We start from the raw sequence: 20,769 nt of genomic DNA, 5'->3' as shown, positions 1-20,769 counted from the left end.
TTCGGGGTCTTTCTAAGGCCTCATGTCTCATAGACCCTAAGTTTCCACACTCATGAAAGTCAAAGCGTCCGTAAAGAAGCGTAGCGCTGACTGTAAAGTGATTCGCCGCAAAGGCAAGCTTTACGTCATCAACAAGAAAAACCCGCGTTATAAGCAGCGGCAAGGTTAAGCACTCAGATACTACAACATGGCTCGTATTGCAGGGGTAGATATCCCGGACAACAAGCGGGGCGAAATCGCCCTGACGTATATTTTCGGCATCGGCCGTTCTTCTGCACAGAAGATCCTTACCAAAGCTGGCATTTCGCTGGATAAGAAGGTGAAAGATTGGACTGAAGATGAAGCTGGTGAAATCCGTAGCATTATTGCTTCCGAACACAAAACGGAAGGTGTACTGCGTTCGGAAGTGCAGCTAAACATCAAACGTTTGATGGATATTGGTTGCTACCGTGGTCTGCGTCACCGTAAAGGCTTGCCGGTTCGTGGTCAGCGTACCAAGAACAACTCGCGCACCCGTAAGGGTAAGCGTAAGACGGTTGCCAACAAGAAAAAGGCTACTAAATAACCAGTAGCGGAAATCGGAGCTAGCAGTAATATATAGCTTCAACAACTTCCGCATATTTTGCGATAACCAAATGGCACAAAAGAGAAAAGACAAAGCCAAGAAGCGCGTTGTCCAGGTTGAACAGACCGGCCAAGTACATATAAAGGCTTCGTTCAATAACATCATCATCTCCATCACCAACAACAATGGCCAGGTAATCTCTTGGGCATCGGCTGGTAAGATGGGATTCCGTGGTTCGAAGAAGAACACTCCCTACGCTGCTCAAATGGCAGCTACGGATTGCGGCAAAGTAGCGCATGACTTAGGTATGCGCAAAGCCGAAGTATTCGTAAAAGGTCCGGGTTCGGGCCGGGAGTCGGCTATTCGTACTATCCAGAACGTGGGTATTGAGGTGACGACCATCCGCGACGTGACGCCGCTGCCCCATAACGGCTGCCGTCCTCCTAAACGTCGTCGCGTCTGATATAATGAACTGGCAGCTGACGCTTGGCGTTGGCTTGCCCTCCGTGTCGGGTTTCTAATGCAGCTTTTCACCCCTGCAAGGCACATTCGAGAGGCCCGACACACGCGGTTCAACCCCCAGTAAAACTCAATAACCCCGAAATGGCACGTTATACCGGTCCTAAAACCAAAGTTGCCCGTCGCTTCAATGAGCCGATTTTCGGCCCGAGCAAGGCACTCAACAAAAAGAACTATCCCCCCGGCCAGCATGGTCGTGGCCGCCGTAAGAAGCAATCGGAATATGCTATCCAGTTGATGGAGAAGCAAAAGGTGAAATACCTCTATGGCGTGTTGGAGAAGCAATTCGAAAACCTATTTCACAAGGCTGCTACTCTCCCCGGCATTACAGGTGATAACCTGTTGGCCCTGCTGGAATCGCGTCTTGATAATACAGTGTATCGCTTCGGCATTGCACCTACCCGTCGTGCTGCTCGTCAATTGGTATTGCACAAGCACATTACGGTAAACGGTGAAATCGTGAATATCGCTTCTTACAAGCTGCGCGCTGGTGACGTAGTGGGTGTTCGTGAAAAATCGAAGTCGTTGGAAACCATCACCGATAGCTTGAGCGTGCGCAACTCGCGTCAGTTCTCGTGGCTGGAGTGGGATGGCAAAGAGATGGTAGGCAAATTCCTAAATGCTCCCTCCCGCGAACTGATTCCGGAGAAAATCACTGAACAGCTCATTGTCGAGCTGTACTCGAAGTAGTAACTGCCCTGGCTATGGCTGGGGCGTTCATTCGATTTTCTTCGTTGTATTTAATGGATTTGAGTACTGAGTAGTAGGTAGTAGGACGTAAACAACTTGTTTGTGGTCTTGCTACCTACTACTCATACACACTACATATAAAGCCCCACTTATGTCAATCTTAGCTTTTCAAATGCCGGAAAAGGTCGTGATGGAGAAATCAGACGACTTTTACGGAACGTTTGAATTCAAACCGCTGGAGAAAGGCTACGGCGTCACGATCGGCAACGCTCTGCGCCGCATCCTGCTGTCGTCGCTGGAGGGCTACGCCATCACGTCGGTACGCACCAGTAGCGTTCTGCACGAGTTTATGACTATTGAAGGTGTGATTGAGGACATGTCCGAAATCATTCTGAACCTGAAGCAGGTTCGCTTCAAGAAGGTGAGCGACGCCATTGAGGATAAAATCACGGTGCGCATCAAAGGTCAGGAAACTTTCTCGGCGGGCGATATTAACAACTTCACCAGCGGTTTTCAGGTATTGAATCCGGATCTGGTGATTTGTCACGTTGACCCAGGTACGGAACTCGAGTTCGAGTTCACAATTCAGAAAGGCCGTGGTTACGTGCCAGCTGAAGAGAACAAGCCGACTGATCAGGTTTTCGGCCAGATTGCTATTGATGCGATTTTCACGCCTATCAAAAACGTGAAATACAGCATTGAAAATACCCGCGTAGAGCAGAAGACGGATTATGAGCGTTTGTTGGTTGAGATTCAAACCGACGGCTCAATCCATCCGGAGGAAGCACTGAAAGGTGCCGCCAACATTCTAATTCAGCATTTCATGTTGTTCTCTGATAACACAATGACTTTCGAATCGGCTAAGCCCGAGGAAGAGGAAACTGTGGATGAAGAGACGCTGCACATGCGCAAGGTTCTGAAGACGCCATTGGCAGATATGGACTTGAGCGTACGCGCTTACAATTGCCTCAAGGCTGCCGACATCAAAACGCTGGGCGATTTGGTGCAGCTAGACATGAGCGACATGATGAAGTTCCGCAACTTCGGTAAGAAGTCGTTGACGGAACTGGAAAACCTCGTTGAGGAGAAAGGTCTGACTTTCGGGATGGATCTGGGCAAATATCGCCTCGACGAAGACTAGTATTGAATAGCCGAATGGCTGGACTGTTAAGAGGTTGCTCGATGAGTATACCGCCAGCGGTTCGGCCATTCGGCTATTTACTTGTTACAAAACACTCACTTTTTTCAACCAGTAAGCCCTGAGGGGCGTCGGTACTAATGTGGAGGCAGCGAAGCTGCTTACCCGCCGTGGCCGGCATCCGCAAGCTTACATTTTCTCTTTTTTATGCGTCACGGTAAATCTATCAACCACTTGGGTCGTACTACGTCCCACCGCAATGCGATGCTGTCGAACATGGCAATTTCGCTGATTCAGTACAAGCGTCTGACCACGACGGTAGCGAAGGCTAAAGCCCTGCGCCAGTTTGTAGAGCCACTGCTGACCAAGGCGAAGAATGATACTACGCACTCGCGTCGTACCGTATTTGCTACCTTGCAAAGCAAAGAAGCCATCAAAGAACTGTTTGGCGACGTAGCGGCTAAAATTGCTGGCCGTCCGGGTGGTTACACCCGCATCATCAAATTGAGCCAGAACCGTCTGGGCGACAACGCTGAAGTGTGCATCATTGAGCTTGTAGACTACAATGAAACGCTACTAGAGGCGAAGAACGCCGGTGAAGCTAAGACAACTACCCGCCGTTCGCGTCGTGGTGGTAAGAAAGCTACCGACGATACCACTACCAGCGCCACTGAAGTAAGCGGTGAAGCTATTGCTCCGAATGCTACTGTGGAAGTTTCGGCTCCCGAAGATACCCCTACCACCACTGTGCAAGAAGGTGAAAGCCGCGAAGAAGCACAGGAGCGTGACGAAGAAGCTGCTTCGTAAGCAACTGCTCTGAAACGAAAAGGACTGGCCGCAAGCCAGTCCTTTTTTGTTGTTTGCCTACACGGCATGGATAAGAAGAGTACAGCTTCCCTGTCGAATTTCTTACCTTGGCCCACCGAAACACCCCGTTTGCTGCTGTTTCGCTCAACAGCTGGCGGCTACCCTACCACTTTTCAACCTCTCATACTTTTCAACATGAGCATTATCACCTCCATTCACGCTCGGCAGATTTTTGACTCTCGCGGCAATCCTACCGTGGAAGTAGACGTGACGACAGATTCTGGCGCTACTGGTCGGGCTGCTGTGCCTTCGGGTGCCAGCACGGGTAAGCACGAAGCCGTAGAACTGCGCGACGACGATAAGTCGAAGTACATGGGCAAAGGCGTGCTGAAGGCTGTGGACAACGTGAATACCAAGATTGCAGAAGAACTGATTGGTTTCTCGGTGTATGAACAGGCGCTGCTCGACAAAATCATGCGCGAGCTGGATGGCACACCGAATAAGGCAAACCTGGGTGCCAACGCCATTTTGGGCGTATCGCTGGCTGCTGCTCGTGCGGCGGCGCAGGATGCCGGTATGCCACTCTACCGCTATGTAGGTGGGGTAGGGGCTAATACGCTGCCCGTGCCCATGATGAACATTCTGAACGGCGGCTCGCACGCCGATAACTCCATCGACTTTCAGGAGTTCATGATCATGCCAGTCGGTGCGCCTTCGTTCTCGGAAGCGCTGCGCTGGGGCACTGAAATCTTCCACAACCTCAAAAACGTGCTGAAAAAGCAGGGACTGAGCACGAACGTGGGTGACGAAGGTGGTTTCGCACCGAACATCAAATCCAACGAAGACGCTATTAAAGTAGTGTTGCAGGCTATTGAGGCAGCTGGCTACAAGCCTGGCGACGACGTAATGATTGCCATGGACGCCGCGGCATCAGAGTTCTACTCTGATGGTCACTACCACTTCAAGAAGAGCACCGGCGATAAGCTGACTTCTTCGGAGATGGTAGCTTACTGGACCGACTGGACCAAGAAGTACCCCATCATCAGCATTGAGGATGGTATGGACGAGGACGATTGGAGCGGCTGGAAGAGCCTGACCGACAGCATCGGCTCGACTACCCAGTTGGTAGGCGACGACTTGTTTGTGACCAACGTAGAGCGCTTGCAGCGTGGTATCGACGAGAAGATTGCCAACTCTATCCTCATCAAGGTAAACCAGATTGGTACCCTGACCGAGACGATTGATGCCGTGAACCTGGGCCGTCGCAATGGCTACAAGAGCATCATGTCGCACCGCTCGGGTGAGACGGAGGACAGCACTATTGCTGACCTGGCTGTAGCGCTGAACACAGGTCAGATTAAGACGGGCTCCGCTTCGCGCTCCGACCGTATGGCTAAGTACAACCAGTTGCTCCGTATTGAGGAAGAACTAGGCGAAACTGCTTACTTCCCCGGCAAAAAAATGTAAATCACGGGTTCTGCTGCTTGGCAGAATTTCACTGATTCCATGAAAACGGCACCGTTGCTTTCGAGCGGCGGTGCCGTTTTTGTTGTGAGCGGTATCAACTGAAATCTTGATATTTGTGGTAGGCGCCTGCTTTGGTGCGTTTCCTACCTTGTTCTACTTGCTATGAGCCTGCTCGACGTATTTCACCGTGTGCCCCGCTTTTTGCGCAGTTTCTACTTCTTGGCGGGAATGGGCTTTTTGGTGTGGATGTTCGTCTTCGATGCCAATGACCTGGTGAAGCAATACGATATGTACGCCAAATGGCGCGATTTGCAAACCGAGCGTGATTACTACCTTAAAAATATTGAGCAGGTAAAGCAGGACCGCGCCGAACTATTGAGTAGCCCTGAACTGCTAGAAAAATTTGCCCGCGAAAAGTACATCATGAAACGGCCGGGAGAAGACGTGTTCATTCTAGTGCCGCAGGAGGAAGAATAAGCCGCAAAAGCCGGTGCCAGCCAACGCAGCACCGGCTTTTGCAGTAACAGGGACATGGTCTATTTTACCCAGTTGTTGCGAACAGCTCTTTTTACCTGTCTATTATTCGTTTGTGGCAGCTTGCTGCTGGCAGCGGAGCTACCTCCTAAAAAAGCGTCGCAAGTGCAGTTGACGCGGAAGTTCTTGCTGACGGTGTTGCAAGGCAAATACCGCGACGCCTACCCCCTCCTGACGCCCGAAACCCGCCAACGCTTGACTACCGCTCAGTTCCGTACGGATAGCCGCGTACTGTATGAGCAAGGAAAGCGGTTTGGGCCGCGCATCACGCTCTACAAGCTAGGGTTTCGCATTGGCGACGATCAGAAGGCGCATCCGTTCTACCAATTCCACTTTGCCAGCGACACGCTTCGGCCAAAGCCGCAGGTGCTGTTAGACGTTAGCTTCCGAGATTCGACCGCTACTCAGGTGCTGACGTTTGGGATGGTGCCGGCGCCGCAGAAACAGAAAAGAAAATAGAGTAGGAAACACTGTCATCCTGAACGTAGCGGAGCGCAGTGAAAGACCCTATCACGCTAGAACGACTGACGTGCTAACGACTCGTCCTGACGTGATAAGGTCCTTCACTACGCTCCGCTACGTTCAGGATGACAGTGTTCCCTACTCTATTTTCTTGCCCGACATAGCTTGTTTGATAGAAATGTTCATCACGCGCTCGGCGAAGGGGCGGGTGTATTCTTCCAGCGTGTCCATGGCCTTCAGGATGGTATCCTTGTCGTTGGTGGCGAGGCTTTCGCGCAGGACTTCGGTGAGGGCCGCCGTTTGGGTGATTTCCGTTTCCTCGAGGTATTGCAAATTCTTGTTGACAAACCGCTCTACCTGATACAGCAGCTGGTCGGCGGCGGTGCGGGCCTCAATCACCATGCGGGCCGATACATCGTCGCGGGCATAGGTGAGCGAGTCTATAAGCATTTTCTCTACCTGCTCGTCGGTGAGGCCGTACTGGGGCTTGATTTCGACTTGTTGGCTGACGCCTGAGCGTAGTTCAATAGCTTCTACCTTCAGAATACCGTCGGCGTTCAAGATGAAGTTGACATCTACCTTGGGTAGGCCGGCGGGCATAGCCGGGATGCCGCTCAGCACGAACTCTCCCAGCTTGCGGTTTTCCTTCACCAAATCTCGCTCGCCCTGGTACACAGATACCTTGAGGTTGACTTGCCCATCCACAGAAGTGGTATACTGGCGGCCAGCCTTGGTCGGAATCTTGGAGTTGCGCGGGATGATGGAGTCCATCAAACCGCCCATGGTTTCGATGCCCAGCGTGAGGGGCGTTACGTCGAGTAGCAGCACGTCGCGGCGGTTGCCGGCCAAGATGTCGGCTTGAATGGCGGCCCCTAAGGCTACCACTTCATCGGGGTGCAGCGAATTATTGGCGGGCTGTTGGAAAAAGGCCGATACAGAATCGTATACCAAGGGCACACGGGTAGAGCCGCCTACCAGCAACACCGCATCCAGGTCTTTGGGGGTGAGTTTCGCGTCGGATAAGGCCTGCTGACAAGCATCCATTGTTCGGCGCACCAGAGGTGTGATTAGCTCATTGAACTTCGCCTTGCTTAAGGGTAGGCGCACCTCATCAAATATCACCTCAAACTCGTCGTTTTGACTGAGGTGGCGTTTGGCCTGCTCGGCCAACAGGCGAAGTTGCTGCTGAGCCGTTACGTTTTGGAACAACAGGGGAGAGAGCTGGTACTCGGTAGCCCAGTAGTGGTAGATGGCCTGATCGAGGTCGTCGCCACCGAGGTAGGTGTCGCCGTTGGTGCTTAGCACTTCGAAAATGCCTTGCTGAATGCGCAGAATTGAGATATCAAACGTGCCACCTCCCAGATCATAAACGGCCACAGTTTTTTCCTCGTCGGGCGAGAGACCGATGCCGTAAGCCAGTGCGGCGGCGGTAGGCTCGTTTACGATACGTAGCACCTCCAAGCCTGCCAAACGGCCCGCGTCGCGGGTAGCTTGGCGCTGCGAGTCGTTGAAATAAGCCGGCACGGTGATAACAGCGCGGTTAACGGGCGTTTTCAGAGCGTGCTCGGCGCGCTGGCGCAACTCCTTCAGAATCTCCGCCGATAACTCGATGGGCGAGTAGAACTGTTCACCTACCCGTACCTGTACTAAGCCTTCCGAATTATCATCGATAATCTTGTAGCCCAGCTGGTCGGCGTGGTTGCCTAGGTCTTGATAGGCTTTTCCTAGCAGGCGCTTTACCGAGTAAATCGTGTTCTGCGGGTCGGTAAGCAAATATTGCTTGGCCTCGGTACCCACAATAGGCGCGGTACCATCGGTCGGGAAGTGCACCACCGACGGCACAATAGTGCCTCGGCCCTGGTCGTTGATGGCCACGGGCTGGCGGGTTTCCGGGTGGATGTAGGCCACCAGCGAATTGGTAGTACCCAGATCAATTCCAACAATAATTTCTTCCTGTTGCAGGCTCCCGGTGGAGAGGTTGATTGCGACTTTAGCCATAAGATGCGAAAAGCAGCGCGCCAAGCGCGCGATGAGGCGAACGGTAGGAGTATAGGTGTTTGATTACCTATACGAATAAAAGAACCGGTGCGGGCGCGCAAAAGTAACGAAGAAACAACGCCGGGGTAGTTGGGCAGTTGGTCAATCTCGGGGTGATATTCCCAAAGGGAAGCATTTTCCTTGTGCTTACCCTACCATGAAACAGAAGGTGCCAGATTACTTAATGATTAGAATTTCAGAAGTAGTGCTGAGCTATACTGCGCCGCTTCCAAGTAGGGGCCTGGGTCGCGAACTTGTTCAATAGCAAGTGGAACCAGGCATGGTTCGAGACTAAAGGCCAGCTATGCGGCAAAATTGCCCCTGTGTGGGAGCTGCATCGTATGGTGGGTGGCCGTTTTACATGAAGCTGAATACAGGCGCGTCTTTCTAAATTTTTTGGTGGCGAAGCTAGTCGAAAAGGCCTCTGGAAGATGCCATGACAATATAGTGTCGTCCTAATAAAATGAAGTAGGCGGAAACTGAATCATCCATTAACATTGTTCGTATAGGAGCAGATAAGCACCAGGCAAATGTGTTGGTGCTTTTTTCTTCCAGTAAGAACCTTACTCCCAATGGAAAAGCCGAGTGTAGTACATCGTCAGCGACTGAAGCGCCGGGCCAAGCGGCTCACGCGTCGAATTATGCCTTTTGTGGCCGCCTTGTTTCTGGCCACGCCGGTAGCGGCACCCGTCAGCAAAACGCTGGCGCGCGCTCGTACGCACCAAACCCTACCCACGGCCGAGGAGATGCGCGCCACTTTCCTGAATCAGCGGTTCGACAAGCTGTATCAGGATATGAACTTGGAAGCGCAGGGTATGCAATTCGGTGTGTTTGAGAAAGCTATGACCGGCTACCTCAACCTAAAAAAAGCCGATAAGCTGGGTGAGAAAGACCGCCTGACGGTTATCGATTTCAGCCTACCCTCCACCGAAAAGCGCCTGTGGGTGCTGGACCTGGACAGCAAGCAAGTACTTTTCCACACGCTGGTAGCGCACGGCCACAACTCTGGCGAAAACATGGCGACCAACTTTTCCAACGAAAACGAGTCGAACATGAGCAGCTTGGGTTTCTATGTGACGCAGGCTGAGTACGTGGGTAAACATGGCCGCTCTCTGAAGCTGGTAGGCCTCGATGAAGGCTACAACGACAATGCGCTGAAGCGCTCCGTTGTGATGCACGGCGCTGATTATGTGAGCGAAGACTTTATCCGGCAGTATGGCCGTTTGGGTCGCAGCCTGGGTTGCCCGGCCCTACCCATGGACCAATACGCACAGATTATTGATGCAGTAGGCGGGCATACGTGCTTGTTTTTGAACGGCAATGATGCTTCTTACAGTTCACACTACCTTGATCAAAACGTAGCCGCACAGGCCTTGGCCGCTGCAAATTCTAATACAGGACAACTGATTTAATTTCGGACTACCCCTAATCGTAAACAGCCGCTGCGAAAAATTCGCGGCGGCTGTTTGCGTTGGTAGCACAGGTTGTTTTTACAAAGTAATCCCAAACTTCTGCCCTACAGTTTCCAAGTCTTTCACCACGGGGTCGAGAAGCGGAATGCCTTCCAGCAGCCGCTTGGTCGACGATTCGCGCTCTGGGTCGCCAGGAATAAGCACTTGCTGGCCAGGCACGGCGCGGGCGTTGCGGAAGGTGGAAATCCAATTGTCCATGTGTGCTTTGAACTCGTCGGCGGGGCGGAAGGCGTCTACGCGCATCGCCCCGAAAAAGTGCCCAATGCCCTGGCCCACCGGATCGGCAGGCGGTTGCAGAAACGCCACGAAGGGCGGCACCCACGGCCCGTAATTGGCTCCGCTGAGCACTGCCGAAAAAATATCGACCACGCTACCCAGGCAGTAGCCCTTGTGCGAGCCGGTTTCGCCGCCCAGCGGTTGCAGGGCGCCACCATCCTTTAGCTCATTCGGGTTGGTTGATACGTTGCCGTCCTTGTCCTGAATCCAGCCGGTAGGGGCGGGTTGGTTCTTGCGTTGCAGAATTTCTAGCTTGCCGTTGGCAGCAGTAGTGGTAGCAAAGTCCGCCACAAAGTCGGGCTGCTCGGCGGCCGGAATGGCTACGGCAATGGGGTTAGTGCCCAGCAGTCGGTCGAGGGAGTGGGTAGGAGCCACCAGGGGCGAGGCGTTGGTCATGGCCAGCCCAATCATATCGTGCGCCAGCGCCTTCATGGCATGGTAGCCCGCAATACCGAAGTGGTTGGAGTTGCGCACCGATACCCAGCCCGTGCCCGCCACGCGTGCTTTCTCAATAGCCACCTCCATGGCCTTGGGCGCTACCACCAGGCCCAGGCCTCCGTCGCCATCCACCACGGCCGTACTGGGCGTTTCGTAGGTGACGCCCACGCGGGGGGTAGGGTTGATGCGGCCGGCTTCCCAAAGTCGCACATAGCCAATCAGCCGCGCCACACCATGCGAGTCTACTCCGCGCAAGTCGGCCGCCAGCAGGCTTTCGGTGGCTAGGGTCGCATCGGCCTCCGGGCAGCCCATGCTGCGGAACACGTTTTCGGTGAAGGTGAAAAGATGGTTGTAGGAGAAGGTCATGTGGTTGTGAAGCTATTTCTGTGAAAGAACGTCATGCTAAGCGCAGCGTAGCGGAGTCGAAGCATGACAAGGTTGCTATGACGCCAACATCTCCGCCAGCATGCCTTCTTTCAAAGCGTAAGCCGAGGCAATAATCTGCGTGAGACTATAGGTTTGCAGCACGTAGTCGATGAGGACGCTGGCCACCACAATCATATCGGCACGCATAGGCAGCATACCAGGTAGGGCACGACGGCCGGCATTGTCCAGGGTGCGGAATAGGCGGTAGCTTTCGTAGAAGCTCTCTGTGGAGAGGGTAGTAGCCGGCGGTGGGGTAGGGCGCGGCTCGCCCACACGGGCGGCGTGCATGTCGGCCAGCGTATCGAAGGTGCCCGAGGAACCCACCAGCACCGTGGGCTGGTGCTGCTGCACGGCCGCCGTGAGGGGCGCCAGCGCGGTAGCCAAGTAGGCCTGCTCGTCGGCAATATCAGAGGGTAGGAGGGGGTCGTGGCGGAAAAACTGGTCCAGCAGCCGTTGCCCGCCAATCTCGAAGCTCTGCTTCCAGAAAATGGTATCGGCATCGGCAATGATAAACTCCACCGAGCCGCCGCCAATGTCCATCAGCAAATGGCGAGTACTACCCAGTGGCACGGCCTGCCGGATGCCGTAGGCAATCAGCTCGGCCTCGCGGGCGCCGTCGATAACGTCTACCTGAATGCCCGTTTCCTCGAACACACGCTGCACAAACTCGCGGCCGTTGCGGGCCACGCGCACGGCGCTGGTGGCAGTGGCGCGCACTTCGGTTACTTGGTGCAGTTCTATTTCCTCTTTGAAGCCTTGTAGCGTATGCAGGGCACGGTCCATGGCGGCGGGCTGCAACTCGCCCTTGCTCACCCCGCCCTCGCCCAGCTTCACGCCGGCTTTGGTGCTCAGCAACGTTTTGGGCGCTACATGCGCAGCCTCGGGCAGCTCCACAATCAGCAGGTGAAAGGTATTAGTGCCCATATCAATCAGGGCAAGGCGACGGTGGCGGGTTGGGTGCATAGGTAGGGGCACGTTACGCACCCATTGTTTTTGGGTGCGTTTTGGCTAGGGACAGGACAAAGTAACAGTTGTTCAACGAGGGGCGCGCAACGCGCCCCTACGTAGCAAATCGGCAGAAGGTGCCCAGCGGCAGCTTGCGCTGGCCTTGGTCGTGCAGGTATATTTCCCCGATTTCGCGCTGCCCAGCCGACACGCCGAAGATGGCGGTGGTCAGATTGTCCAGAATCAACGCCGAAAAGCCCAGCGAATACAGGTTGATCAGAAAGAAATGATCTTGTGGGTCTAGCAACTCGCGGCAGAGCTTGAGCATCTCGTTCAGTTCGTCTTCCAGCTGCCATTTTTCGCCGTTGGGGCCGCGGCCGTAGGCGGGCGGGTCCAAGATCAGGCCCTGGTATTTGTTGCCCCGCTTCACCTCGCGGCGCACGTACTTCATGGCATCTTCCACCAGCCAGCGCACACCGTCAATGCCCGATGCTTCCATGTTGTCGCGGGCCCAGAAATTTACTTGCTTCACCGAGTCCAGGTGCGTCACGTCGGCACCGGCGGCGCGGGCGGCCAGGGTAGCGGCACCCGTGTAGGCAAACAGGTTCAGCACCCGCGGGGTAGGGGCACGGCGCTTTTTGGTTTGCTCGAATATAAAACGCCAGTTGGGGTCCTGCTCCGGAAACAGCCCCACGTGCTTGAACGACGACAAACCCAACCGAAATTTCAGGTGCAGGTCGCCCTGGTCGTAATTGATGATCCACTGCTCGGGCATGCTGGGTTTCAGCTTCCACTGGCCGCGCTCCTGGCTGCCTTTCTCGCGGGTGAAAGCAGCATGGGCACGCTGCCACTCCGAGGCCGGCAGGTGCGGATCCCAGATAGCCTGCGGCTCGGGTCGGGCCAGAATGTATTGGCCGAAGCGCTCCAGTTTCTCGAAGTTGCCTGCGTCCAGCAGTTCGTAGTCAGGCCAGGTGCCGGTGGTAAGGAAAGAGTACATAGCCACAAAGGTAGGGAGTAGGGTAGAACGCCGCGCCGTATCTTTGCAACATGACGACCACGCAGCTTTCCTTCTTCAAGTACCAAGGCACCGGCAACGACTTCGTGATGGTAGATGACCGGGCCAATCAGTTCGACGCCGCCAACCACCAACTCGTGCACCGCCTCTGCGACCGGCGCCGCGGCATTGGGGCGGATGGCTTGATTTTGCTGCGTCTGCATCCCGAGTACGATTTCGAGATGGTGTACTTCAATGCCGACGGGCACCTGGGCTCTATGTGCGGCAACGGCGGACGCTGCACCGTAGCCTTTGCCCGCCAGGTAGGCGTAATTGATGCCACCGCCCGTTTCCTGGCCGCCGACGGACCCCACGAGGCCAGTATCGACGCCGACGGCACCGTGCACCTGCGCATGCAGGACGTAGCCGGGCAAGAAGAAGTAGCAGCTCACGACGGTGTATTTCTGAATACCGGCTCGCCCCATCTCGTACGGTTCTTACCCGCTGAGTCCTTGGCTGCCTTCAATGTGTTTGCTGAGGGTAGGGCCGTGCGCTATGGCGCGCTCTACGCCGATAAAGGCACCAACGTCAACTTCGTGGAAGAACCTAGCGCGCCTGATGCGCCCTGGCAGGTACGCACCTACGAGCGGGGGGTAGAAGACGAAACCCAAAGCTGCGGCACCGGCGTAACGGCCGTAGCGTTAGCCGCCTCGCGGCGCGGTGCCAGCAGCCCCGTGCACCTGCGCACGCCTGGCGGCGACCTGCGCGTGGGCTTCCAGTCGCACCCCGATGGCTCGTTTACCGATATCTACCTCAGTGGTCCTGCTACCCGCGTGTTCGATGGAACCATCGAAATAGCGTAGCTCGGCTTGTTTGAATAGAACGTCCTTTCGACCATGTTGCGCATTAAGCAAAGAGAAGAAATGACGTTCTTTTGGCTCGTTTTATTACCATAGTTTAGTCTCTATTCGCGAATTTCTATCTTGAGTTGATGCTGCGTTGTCCATTAGTGAGCTTGCGGGCGCTGGAAAAATCCGATTTAGACTTTCTGTATCAACTCGAGAACGACCCCGTGATTTGGGGTGTATCTGACACGCTGGCGCCCGTGTCGCGCTACATGCTGCGCCGCTACCTCGACCACGCCGCCGCCGATTGGCACGAGGTGCGCCAGCTACGCCTGGTGATTTGTGCCACCGAAGATGAGCGGCCCATTGGCACGCTTGATTTTTTCAACTACGACCCCTTGCACCAACGCGCGGGGGTAGGCATCACCATACTGGCTACCGAGCGGCGGCAGGGCTTTGCGCTGGCGGCCCTGGAGCTAGTGCTCGACTACGCCTACCATACCTTGCGCCTGCACCAGTTGTACTGCACCGTATCGGCGCGCAACACGGCCAGTTTGCGCCTGTTTCGGGCGGCGGGTTTCCGGCGCGTGGGCGTCCGGCGCGACTGGCTGCGCACGCCCACTAGCTGGGACGATGCCGTAGAATTTCAGCGGGTGCTCACGGCACCCGCATCCCCCGAAGCAGCATTTGAGGAAAAAGCTAAACAGTAGCGGAAAAAGCCCACGGAATTGCCCTAGCTCAACAATATCTTTTTGTTGGCAACTCCGTATGTCAGAAATACTACGCTACAGGTAAGTGTGAGATCTGCTGTACGTGGGCCATCCTCTACTTTTTTACTGCTTTTGTACATGCCGTCTCCGCCTTCGGCCAAAGAACCTGCGCGCGATACTGTAGCTGCCGCTTCCGTTCCTGTTTTACATCCTCTTCCCGCTACCAACGATACCACCGTGCCTGATTTGGTGTGTTTTGCGCACCTGCACTGGGATTTTGTATGGCAGCGTCCCCAGCACTTGTTGTCGCGGTTCGCGCAGCAAGGCCGCGTGTTCTACGTCGAAGATGCCTTTGTTCACCCCGATCAGGTGGAGCCGCACCTCGAAATCAAGGACCGGCAGAATGGGCTGAAGGTAGTAGTAGCGCACCTACCCCACGGCCTCGATGAGGCGCACAGCAACCAAGTACAATACGAGCTATTGGCCCGCTTTTTTGGCGAAAACAGCATCGAAAATTATATTTTTTGGTACTACACGCCCATGGCGCTGGACAAGTCGCGCCAATTTAAGCCCTTGCTGACCGTGTATGACTGCATGGACGAGTTGGCCGCGTTTAAGTTCGCGCCGCCTACCTTGCGCGAGCGAGAGCAAGAGCTGTTCGGCAAAGCCGATTTGGTGTTCACCGGTGGGCATACGCTCTACGAAGCCAAAAGCCAGCAGCACCGCGACGCGCACCCTTTCCCAAGTAGCATCGATAAAGACCACTTCGGCCAAGCCCGCCAGGAGATGCTCGAGCCAGCTGACCAGGCCGGCATTGCGCACCCGCGCGTTGGCTTCTTTGGGGTAGTAGATGAGCGCCTTGATATTGAGTTGCTGGGTGCCTTGGCTGAAGCCCATCCTGAGTGGCAATTTGTCATTATCGGGCCGGTAGTGAAAATCGACCCGGCTAGCCTGCCGCGCACCGCCAATATTCATTATCTCGGCGGCAAGGATTATCAGGAACTACCCGCCTACCTACGGGGTTGGGATGTAGCAACGCTTCTGTTTGCTGACAACGAAAGCACCAAGTTTATTTCGCCTACCAAAACGCCCGAATACTTGGCTGCTGGCCGCCCAGTGGTGAGCACACCCATCCGCGACGTGGTACGGCCCTACGGCGACCTGAACCTAGTGCATATTGCGTCCACTGCCGATGAGTTTGCCCAAGGTATTGAAAAGGCCTTGCAGCAACACCAGGATGCCGACTGGCGCCAGCGCACCGACGAGTACCTCGGTACCATTTCCTGGGATTTGACTTGGCAGCAAATGGTAAAGCTCATGCAGGACCGCATAGAGCGTAAAACGAATCCGACCTCGGAAGACTCGGCTGCCACCACTACCCCCGACGAACGTATATAAGCACTTGCTTTTACACTAAACTTTCTACCATACAACCCAAAACACCCCTCTATTATGTTTGATTATCTCATCGTCGGGGCCGGGTTTGCCGGCAGCGTGCTGGCCGAGCGGCTAGCCACTCGTTCCAACAAGAAAGTACTCATCATTGATAAGCGTAGTCATATTGCCGGCAACGCCTATGATCATTACAACGAAGAAGGTATCCTGATCCACAAATACGGTCCGCACATCTTCCACACCAATTCCAAGGACGTATTCGACTACCTGGGCAACTTTACGGAGTGGCGTCCCTACGAGCACCGCGTGCTGGCGTCAGTAGATGGGCAGTTTGTGCCGATGCCGATTAACTTGGATACTATCAACAAGCTGTATGGTCTGAACCTAACCAGCTTCCAGGTAGAGGAGTTTTTTGCCTCGGTGGCCGAGCCGGTAGCCAACATTAAGACCTCCGAAGATGTGGTGGTGAGCAAGGTAGGGCGCGAGCTGTACAACAAGTTTTTCAAGAACTACACCAACAAGCAGTGGGGCCTCGACCCCTCGCAACTGGATAAGTCGGTGACGAGCCGTGTGCCTACCCGCACCAACCGCGACGACCGGTATTTTACCGATACCTACCAGGCCATGCCCCTGCACGGCTACACACGCATGTTTGAGAAGATGCTGGACCACCCCAACATCAAGATCATGCTGAACACGGATTACCACGAGGTCATCGACTTCATCCCGTTCAAGGAAATGATTTTCACGGGTCCGGTAGACGAGTATTTCGACCACAAGTTTGGCAAGCTGCCCTACCGCTCACTGGAGTTCAAGCACGAAACGCTGAGCAAAGAAAAGCACCTGGCCGCGCCCGTAGTGAACTATCCCAACGATAACCTCTACACGCGCATCACCGAGTTCAAGGCCCTTACCGGCCAAGAGCACCCCAAGACGGCGCTGGTGTACGAATACCCACAAGCCGAGGGCGACCCATACTACCCCATCCCGATGGCTGAAAACGCGGAGCTGTACAACAAGTACAAGAAGCTGGCCGAGGAAACCCCCAACGTACACTTCGTAGGTCGCTTGGCTACCTACAAGTACTATAACATGGACCAGGTAGTGGCCCAGGCTCTCACGCTATATAAGAAGCTGACGGAAAAATCAGACGAGGCAATTAAGAAGCCTGCTATTTCGGGCTCGACCTCGCTGGTTGAAAAGTTGGTATCCCGCGATCCAGCCAAGCCGAAAGCGTAAGTTGCGTTAAGAGTTGGTTGTCATCCTGAGCAGAGCGAAGGACCTTCTCACGTTTGAACGATTATCATAACAATGACTCGTTCTGGCGTGAGAAGGTCCTTCGCTCCGCTCAGGATGACAGATCTTTTACAACTTCGCCATCGTCCCTCCACCTGACACCTTTTCAGCAAACGAAAACCCCGCACACTCTTTGAAGTGTCGGGGTTTTAGTGTTTTGAGGAACAGGGCCGCGCTTGGTCGGGTTTTACTCGAAAATCTGTAAATTTGAGGTGCGCCCCGGCGTTTCATTTTCTATACTACCAGCATGTTTGACTTTCTAGGGAAGACCGTCGCCAAGCTTTTCGGAACCAAATCGGACCGGGACTTGAAGGAGATTATCCCATACGTGGCACTCGTGAACGACGAGTATGCCAAACTGGCACCGCTCTCCGACGACCAGCTGCGCCAGCGCACCAACGAGGTACGCGCCAAAATTGATGAGCGCCTGAGCGCCATTGATGGCCAACTGGGCACCCTGCACCAGCGCATTACCGACGAGCCTAACCTAGACGCTGCCCAGAAGGAAGTCATCTTCGACCAGATTGATGATCTGGAAAAGCAGCGCAACAAAGATCTGGAAGTGGTGCTGCTGGAAGTCCTACCCGAGGCGTTTGCCATTGTGAAGGAAACCGCCCGGCGCTACAAGGAAAACGGTCAGCTGGTAGTAATCGCTACCGATTTTGACCGCGAAATCTCCCAGCGCAAGAAGAACGTCACGATTTCGGGTGACAAAGCTACCTGGTCGAACAAGTGGATGGCGGCTGGCGCCGAAATCACCTGGGACATGGTGCACTACGATGTGCAGCTGATTGGCGGCGTGGTGCTGCACCAGGGCAAAATTGCCGAAATGGCAACGGGTGAAGGCAAAACGCTGGTATCGACCCTACCTTCTTTCCTGAACGCGCTGGCCCGCCGTGGTGTGCACTTGGTAACGGTGAACGACTACCTAGCCAAGCGTGACTCGGAATGGAACGCGCCGCTATTTGAATTCCACGGCATCACCGTGGATTGCATCGATAAGCACCAGCCCAACACCGATGCCCGCCGGCAGGCCTACCTGGCCGACATCACCTACGGCACTAACAACGAGTTCGGCTTCGATTACCTACGCGACAACATGGCCCGCGACCCGCAGGAACTGGTGCAGCGCAAGCACCACTTTGCGATTGTGGACGAAGTGGACTCCGTACTGATTGATGATGCCCGGACGCCGCTCATCATCTCCGGCCCCGTGCCGCGCGGCGACGTGCACGAGTTTTACCAGTTGAAGCCTCGTATTCAGATGCTGGTGGATGCCCAGCGCAAGCTGGTGCAGAACTACCTGGTGCAGGCCCGCAAGCTCATCAAGGAAGGCAATACGGGTCCCGAAGAGGAGCAGGGCGGCTTGATGCTGTTCCGCGCCCACCGCGGCCTACCCAAGAGCAAGCCGCTGATTAAGTTCTTGTCGGAAACCGGCATGCGTGCTGTGATGCAGAAGACAGAGAACTTCTACCTGCAAGACAACGCCCGCCAGATGCCCAAGGCCGACGAGCCGCTGTACTTCACCATCGACGAGAAAAACAACCAGATTGAGCTAACCGAAAAAGGCATTGACCTGATTACGGCCCAGGGCGAAGATCCGCACTTGTTCATCATGCCCGATATCGGCTCCGAAATTGCCGCCATCGAGCAAAACAAAACCCTCGGCGACGAGGATAAGCTGCACCAGAAAGACCAACTGATGCAGGACTACCAGGACAAATCGGAGCGGGTGCACACCGTGAACCAGCTGCTGAAAGCCTACACCCTGTTTGAGCGCGACGACCAGTACATCCTGACCGACGACGGCAAGGTGAAAATCGTAGACGAGCAGACTGGCCGTGTTATGGAAGGTCGCCGCTACTCCGACGGTTTGCACCAGGCCATTGAGGCCAAGGAAAACGTGCGCGTGGAAGACGCCACCCAAACCTACGCCACTGTTACGCTCCAGAACTACTTCCGCATGTACCACAAGCTGGGCGGCATGACGGGTACGGCCGAAACCGAAGCCGGCGAGTTCTGGGAAATATACAAGCTCGATGTGGTGGTGATTCCGACCAACCGCGGCATCGCCCGCCACGATGAGCACGACAAGGTATACAAGACCGTACGCGAGAAGTATAACGCCGTAGCCGAGGAAATTCAGACGCTGGTGCAGGCTGGCCGACCGGTGCTGGTGGGTACCACTTCCGTTGAAATTTCGGAGTTGGTGAGCCGCATGCTGAAGCTGCGCGGTATTCCGCACCAGGTACTGAACGCCAAGCAAAACCAGCGCGAGGCCGAGATTGTGGCCGCCGCCGGCAACCCCGGCACCGTGACCATCGCTACCAACATGGCCGGCCGCGGTACCGACATCAAGCTGCGCGGCACCGCCAAGGAGTCGGGTGGCCTGGCCATCATCGGCACCGAGCGGCACGAGTCGCGGCGGGTAGACCGCCAGCTGCGCGGTCGTGCTGGTCGTCAGGGCGACCCAGGTTCTTCGCAATTCTTCGTGTCGCTGGAAGACAATCTGATGCGCCTGTTCGGCTCCGACCGCATCGCCAAGCTCATGGACCGCATGGGTCTGGAGGAAGGTGAAGTGATTCAGCACTCCATGATTACCTCTTCTATTGAGCGCGCGCAGAAGAAGGTAGAAGAAAACAACTTCGGCACCCGCAAGCGCTTGCTGGAGTACGACGACGTGATGAATGCCCAGCGTGAAGTGGTGTACAAGCGCCGCCGCAACGCCCTATTTGGCGAACGTCTGGAGCTGGACATTTGGAACATGATTTACGACGTTTGCGACGACGTAGTAACCAGCCACAAAGTCACCAACGACTTCGAGGACTTCAAGCTGGCCATCATCCGCGTGTTCGGCTACGACACGCACCTGACGGCCCAGCAACTCAGCGGCATGCAGGCGAACCAGCTCGCGCAGGCCCTCTACGACGAAGCCCTGGGCTACTATCAGAGCAAGAACGATTTCATCGCGTCGCACAACCTGCCCCTGATCAACGACCTGATCAACCAGAATGCGCCGTTTGAAAACATCGCCATTCCCTTCACCGACGGCCGCAAGCAGGTAAACGCTGTGGCTAACCTACGCCGTAGCCAGGCCACTCAGGGCCACGAAATCATTCGGGGTATGGAGAAGGTAGTGGTGCTGGCCGTGATTGACGACGCCTGGACCAAGCACCTACGCGCCATGGACGACCTGAAGCAGGTGGTGCAGAACGCCGTGTACGAGCAGAAAGACCCACTCTTGGTATATAAGTTTGAGTCGTTCGAGCTGTTTAAGCAGATGATTGGCAAGGTGAACGAAGAAACCGTCACGTTCCTGTTCCACGCCGACGTGCCCAACCAGCAGAACGGCCAGGCTGAGGAGCCCGAGTTCTACGTGGAAGACGAGTTGCCAGCACCTGCGCCCGCGCCCAAGCTGAAAGCGCAGAAAGAAGTGTCGTCTATCTCGCTGGGCGCTGGTCCGGAAGACATGGGTCCCGACGAGCCGGTAGTACTGGAAAAACAGCAACCCGTGCGGGTGCAGAAAATCGCGAATCGCAACGAGAAGGTGAGCGTGCAGTACATGGACGGCCGCATTGTAAGCGACGTGAAATATAAGACTGTAGAGGACGATCTGGCGAGCGGTCGGTGCGTATTAGTAGAGGAAGCGTAAGCGATTCTACCTGCATAAATTACTCAGTGGCAGTTGGATTTATTCCTTCTGCCACTGTTTGTTTTCGGAACGACCAACGCCCTGCGTATTCTTTGCACAGT

Annotated in this window: 19 protein-coding genes; 15 read left to right on the top strand and 4 right to left on the bottom strand. The window is 55.1% G+C overall.

Features of this window, described 5'->3' with window-relative positions; genetic code table 11:
* Positions 1-52: 52 nt before the first annotated feature.
* The 9 genes from ykgO to KYK14_RS02970 all read left to right on the top strand — a co-directional run bounded on the left by ykgO (position 53) and on the right by KYK14_RS02970 (position 6,179).
* On the top strand, positions 53-169 hold the full coding sequence (gene ykgO / locus KYK14_RS03010) for a type B 50S ribosomal protein L36 (RefSeq protein WP_034256541.1): 117 nt from the start codon (positions 53-55) through the stop codon (positions 167-169).
* A gap of 18 nt (positions 170-187) precedes the next feature.
* Positions 188-565, top strand: coding sequence for a 30S ribosomal protein S13 (gene rpsM, locus KYK14_RS03005; protein WP_185281343.1), 378 nt, complete (start codon positions 188-190; stop codon positions 563-565).
* A 70-nt stretch (positions 566-635) separates the two neighbouring features.
* Positions 636-1,028, top strand: coding sequence for a 30S ribosomal protein S11 (rpsK, locus tag KYK14_RS03000; protein WP_185281342.1), 393 nt, complete (start codon positions 636-638; stop codon positions 1,026-1,028).
* A gap of 140 nt (positions 1,029-1,168) precedes the next feature.
* Positions 1,169-1,774 (top strand): 30S ribosomal protein S4, encoded by a 606-nt coding sequence (rpsD, locus tag KYK14_RS02995; protein WP_185281341.1) that lies wholly within the window; start codon positions 1,169-1,171, stop codon positions 1,772-1,774.
* A gap of 151 nt (positions 1,775-1,925) precedes the next feature.
* On the top strand, positions 1,926-2,915 hold the full coding sequence (locus KYK14_RS02990; RefSeq protein WP_185281340.1) for a DNA-directed RNA polymerase subunit alpha: 990 nt from the start codon (positions 1,926-1,928) through the stop codon (positions 2,913-2,915).
* 204 nt (positions 2,916-3,119) lie between these two features.
* Entirely contained in the window at positions 3,120-3,719 is a 600-nt protein-coding gene (gene rplQ / locus KYK14_RS02985) for a 50S ribosomal protein L17 (RefSeq protein ID WP_185281339.1), read from the top strand.
* 195 nt (positions 3,720-3,914) lie between these two features.
* Positions 3,915-5,186, top strand: a complete 1,272-nt coding sequence (gene eno, locus KYK14_RS02980) for a phosphopyruvate hydratase (RefSeq protein ID WP_185284346.1) — start codon at positions 3,915-3,917, stop codon at positions 5,184-5,186.
* A 162-nt stretch (positions 5,187-5,348) separates the two neighbouring features.
* A complete protein-coding gene (locus KYK14_RS02975) occupies positions 5,349-5,663 on the top strand; it encodes an FtsB family cell division protein (RefSeq protein WP_185281338.1) in 315 nt (104 codons plus the stop codon).
* A gap of 54 nt (positions 5,664-5,717) precedes the next feature.
* Positions 5,718-6,179 carry a hypothetical protein gene (locus KYK14_RS02970; protein ID WP_219156796.1) on the top strand — a complete coding sequence of 154 codons (462 nt, stop codon included), beginning with the start codon at positions 5,718-5,720 and terminating at the stop codon, positions 6,177-6,179.
* A 141-nt stretch (positions 6,180-6,320) separates the two neighbouring features.
* On the opposite strand, the gene hscA is transcribed toward KYK14_RS02970, so the two are convergent.
* Positions 6,321-8,180 (bottom strand): Fe-S protein assembly chaperone HscA, encoded by a 1,860-nt coding sequence (hscA, locus tag KYK14_RS02965; protein ID WP_219156794.1) that lies wholly within the window; start codon positions 8,178-8,180, stop codon positions 6,321-6,323.
* 611 nt (positions 8,181-8,791) lie between these two features.
* Here hscA and KYK14_RS02960 point away from each other — a divergent pair.
* The gene (locus KYK14_RS02960; RefSeq protein ID WP_208309111.1) at positions 8,792-9,631 is read left to right on the top strand and encodes a murein L,D-transpeptidase catalytic domain family protein; all 840 of its coding nucleotides are present in this window, start codon (positions 8,792-8,794) and stop codon (positions 9,629-9,631) included.
* A gap of 78 nt (positions 9,632-9,709) precedes the next feature.
* On the opposite strand, the gene KYK14_RS02955 is transcribed toward KYK14_RS02960, so the two are convergent.
* The 3 genes from KYK14_RS02955 to KYK14_RS02945 form a co-directional block, all read right to left on the bottom strand.
* On the bottom strand, positions 9,710-10,771 hold the full coding sequence (locus KYK14_RS02955; RefSeq protein ID WP_185281334.1) for an Ldh family oxidoreductase: 1,062 nt from the start codon (positions 10,769-10,771) through the stop codon (positions 9,710-9,712).
* Positions 10,772-10,846: 75 nt separating this feature from the next.
* The gene (locus tag KYK14_RS02950; protein ID WP_219156792.1) at positions 10,847-11,794 is read right to left on the bottom strand and encodes a Ppx/GppA phosphatase family protein; all 948 of its coding nucleotides are present in this window, start codon (positions 11,792-11,794) and stop codon (positions 10,847-10,849) included.
* 97 nt (positions 11,795-11,891) lie between these two features.
* The gene (locus KYK14_RS02945; RefSeq protein WP_219156790.1) at positions 11,892-12,773 is read right to left on the bottom strand and encodes a class I SAM-dependent methyltransferase; all 882 of its coding nucleotides are present in this window, start codon (positions 12,771-12,773) and stop codon (positions 11,892-11,894) included.
* Between the two features lie 50 nt (positions 12,774-12,823).
* On the opposite strand from KYK14_RS02945, the gene dapF reads away from it, so the two are divergent.
* The 5 genes from dapF to secA all read left to right on the top strand — a co-directional run bounded on the left by dapF (position 12,824) and on the right by secA (position 20,668).
* The gene (gene dapF / locus KYK14_RS02940; protein WP_219156786.1) at positions 12,824-13,633 is read left to right on the top strand and encodes a diaminopimelate epimerase; all 810 of its coding nucleotides are present in this window, start codon (positions 12,824-12,826) and stop codon (positions 13,631-13,633) included.
* 128 nt (positions 13,634-13,761) lie between these two features.
* Positions 13,762-14,325, top strand: coding sequence for a GNAT family N-acetyltransferase (locus KYK14_RS02935; RefSeq protein ID WP_185281330.1), 564 nt, complete (start codon positions 13,762-13,764; stop codon positions 14,323-14,325).
* 138 nt (positions 14,326-14,463) lie between these two features.
* Positions 14,464-15,723 carry a glycosyltransferase family 1 protein gene (locus KYK14_RS02930; RefSeq protein ID WP_219156784.1) on the top strand — a complete coding sequence of 420 codons (1,260 nt, stop codon included), beginning with the start codon at positions 14,464-14,466 and terminating at the stop codon, positions 15,721-15,723.
* A gap of 54 nt (positions 15,724-15,777) precedes the next feature.
* Positions 15,778-16,959, top strand: a complete 1,182-nt coding sequence (gene glf, locus KYK14_RS02925; RefSeq protein ID WP_185281328.1) for a UDP-galactopyranose mutase — start codon at positions 15,778-15,780, stop codon at positions 16,957-16,959.
* Positions 16,960-17,263: 304 nt separating this feature from the next.
* The gene (secA, locus tag KYK14_RS02920; RefSeq protein ID WP_219156782.1) at positions 17,264-20,668 is read left to right on the top strand and encodes a preprotein translocase subunit SecA; all 3,405 of its coding nucleotides are present in this window, start codon (positions 17,264-17,266) and stop codon (positions 20,666-20,668) included.
* The last annotated feature ends 101 nt before the right edge of the window (positions 20,669-20,769 follow it).

The organism is Hymenobacter profundi (genome assembly GCF_019334315.1).
In the GTDB taxonomy this organism is placed as follows: Bacteria; Bacteroidota; Bacteroidia; order Cytophagales; family Hymenobacteraceae; genus Hymenobacter; species Hymenobacter profundi.
This window is presented reverse-complemented; position numbering and strand designations above follow the sequence as displayed.

Bases quoted from the DNA above. Each gene is read 5' to 3' on its own strand.
- ykgO (WP_034256541.1), top strand. From the start codon at position 53: ATGAAAGTCAAAGCGTCCGTAAAGAAGCGTAGCGCTGACTGTAAAGTG.
- rpsM (WP_185281343.1), top strand. From the start codon at position 188: ATGGCTCGTATTGCAGGGGTAGATATCCCGGACAACAAGCGGGGCGAA.
- rpsK (WP_185281342.1), top strand. From the start codon at position 636: ATGGCACAAAAGAGAAAAGACAAAGCCAAGAAGCGCGTTGTCCAGGTT.
- rpsD (WP_185281341.1), top strand. From the start codon at position 1,169: ATGGCACGTTATACCGGTCCTAAAACCAAAGTTGCCCGTCGCTTCAAT.
- KYK14_RS02990 (WP_185281340.1), top strand. From the start codon at position 1,926: ATGTCAATCTTAGCTTTTCAAATGCCGGAAAAGGTCGTGATGGAGAAA.
- rplQ (WP_185281339.1), top strand. From the start codon at position 3,120: ATGCGTCACGGTAAATCTATCAACCACTTGGGTCGTACTACGTCCCAC.
- eno (WP_185284346.1), top strand. From the start codon at position 3,915: ATGAGCATTATCACCTCCATTCACGCTCGGCAGATTTTTGACTCTCGC.
- KYK14_RS02975 (WP_185281338.1), top strand. From the start codon at position 5,349: ATGAGCCTGCTCGACGTATTTCACCGTGTGCCCCGCTTTTTGCGCAGT.
- KYK14_RS02970 (WP_219156796.1), top strand. From the start codon at position 5,718: ATGGTCTATTTTACCCAGTTGTTGCGAACAGCTCTTTTTACCTGTCTA.
- hscA (WP_219156794.1), bottom strand. From the start codon at position 8,180: ATGGCTAAAGTCGCAATCAACCTCTCCACCGGGAGCCTGCAACAGGAA.
- KYK14_RS02960 (WP_208309111.1), top strand. From the start codon at position 8,792: ATGGAAAAGCCGAGTGTAGTACATCGTCAGCGACTGAAGCGCCGGGCC.
- KYK14_RS02955 (WP_185281334.1), bottom strand. From the start codon at position 10,771: ATGACCTTCTCCTACAACCATCTTTTCACCTTCACCGAAAACGTGTTC.
- KYK14_RS02950 (WP_219156792.1), bottom strand. From the start codon at position 11,794: ATGCACCCAACCCGCCACCGTCGCCTTGCCCTGATTGATATGGGCACT.
- KYK14_RS02945 (WP_219156790.1), bottom strand. From the start codon at position 12,773: ATGTACTCTTTCCTTACCACCGGCACCTGGCCTGACTACGAACTGCTG.
- dapF (WP_219156786.1), top strand. From the start codon at position 12,824: ATGACGACCACGCAGCTTTCCTTCTTCAAGTACCAAGGCACCGGCAAC.
- KYK14_RS02935 (WP_185281330.1), top strand. From the start codon at position 13,762: ATGCTGCGTTGTCCATTAGTGAGCTTGCGGGCGCTGGAAAAATCCGAT.
- KYK14_RS02930 (WP_219156784.1), top strand. From the start codon at position 14,464: ATGCCGTCTCCGCCTTCGGCCAAAGAACCTGCGCGCGATACTGTAGCT.
- glf (WP_185281328.1), top strand. From the start codon at position 15,778: ATGTTTGATTATCTCATCGTCGGGGCCGGGTTTGCCGGCAGCGTGCTG.
- secA (WP_219156782.1), top strand. From the start codon at position 17,264: ATGTTTGACTTTCTAGGGAAGACCGTCGCCAAGCTTTTCGGAACCAAA.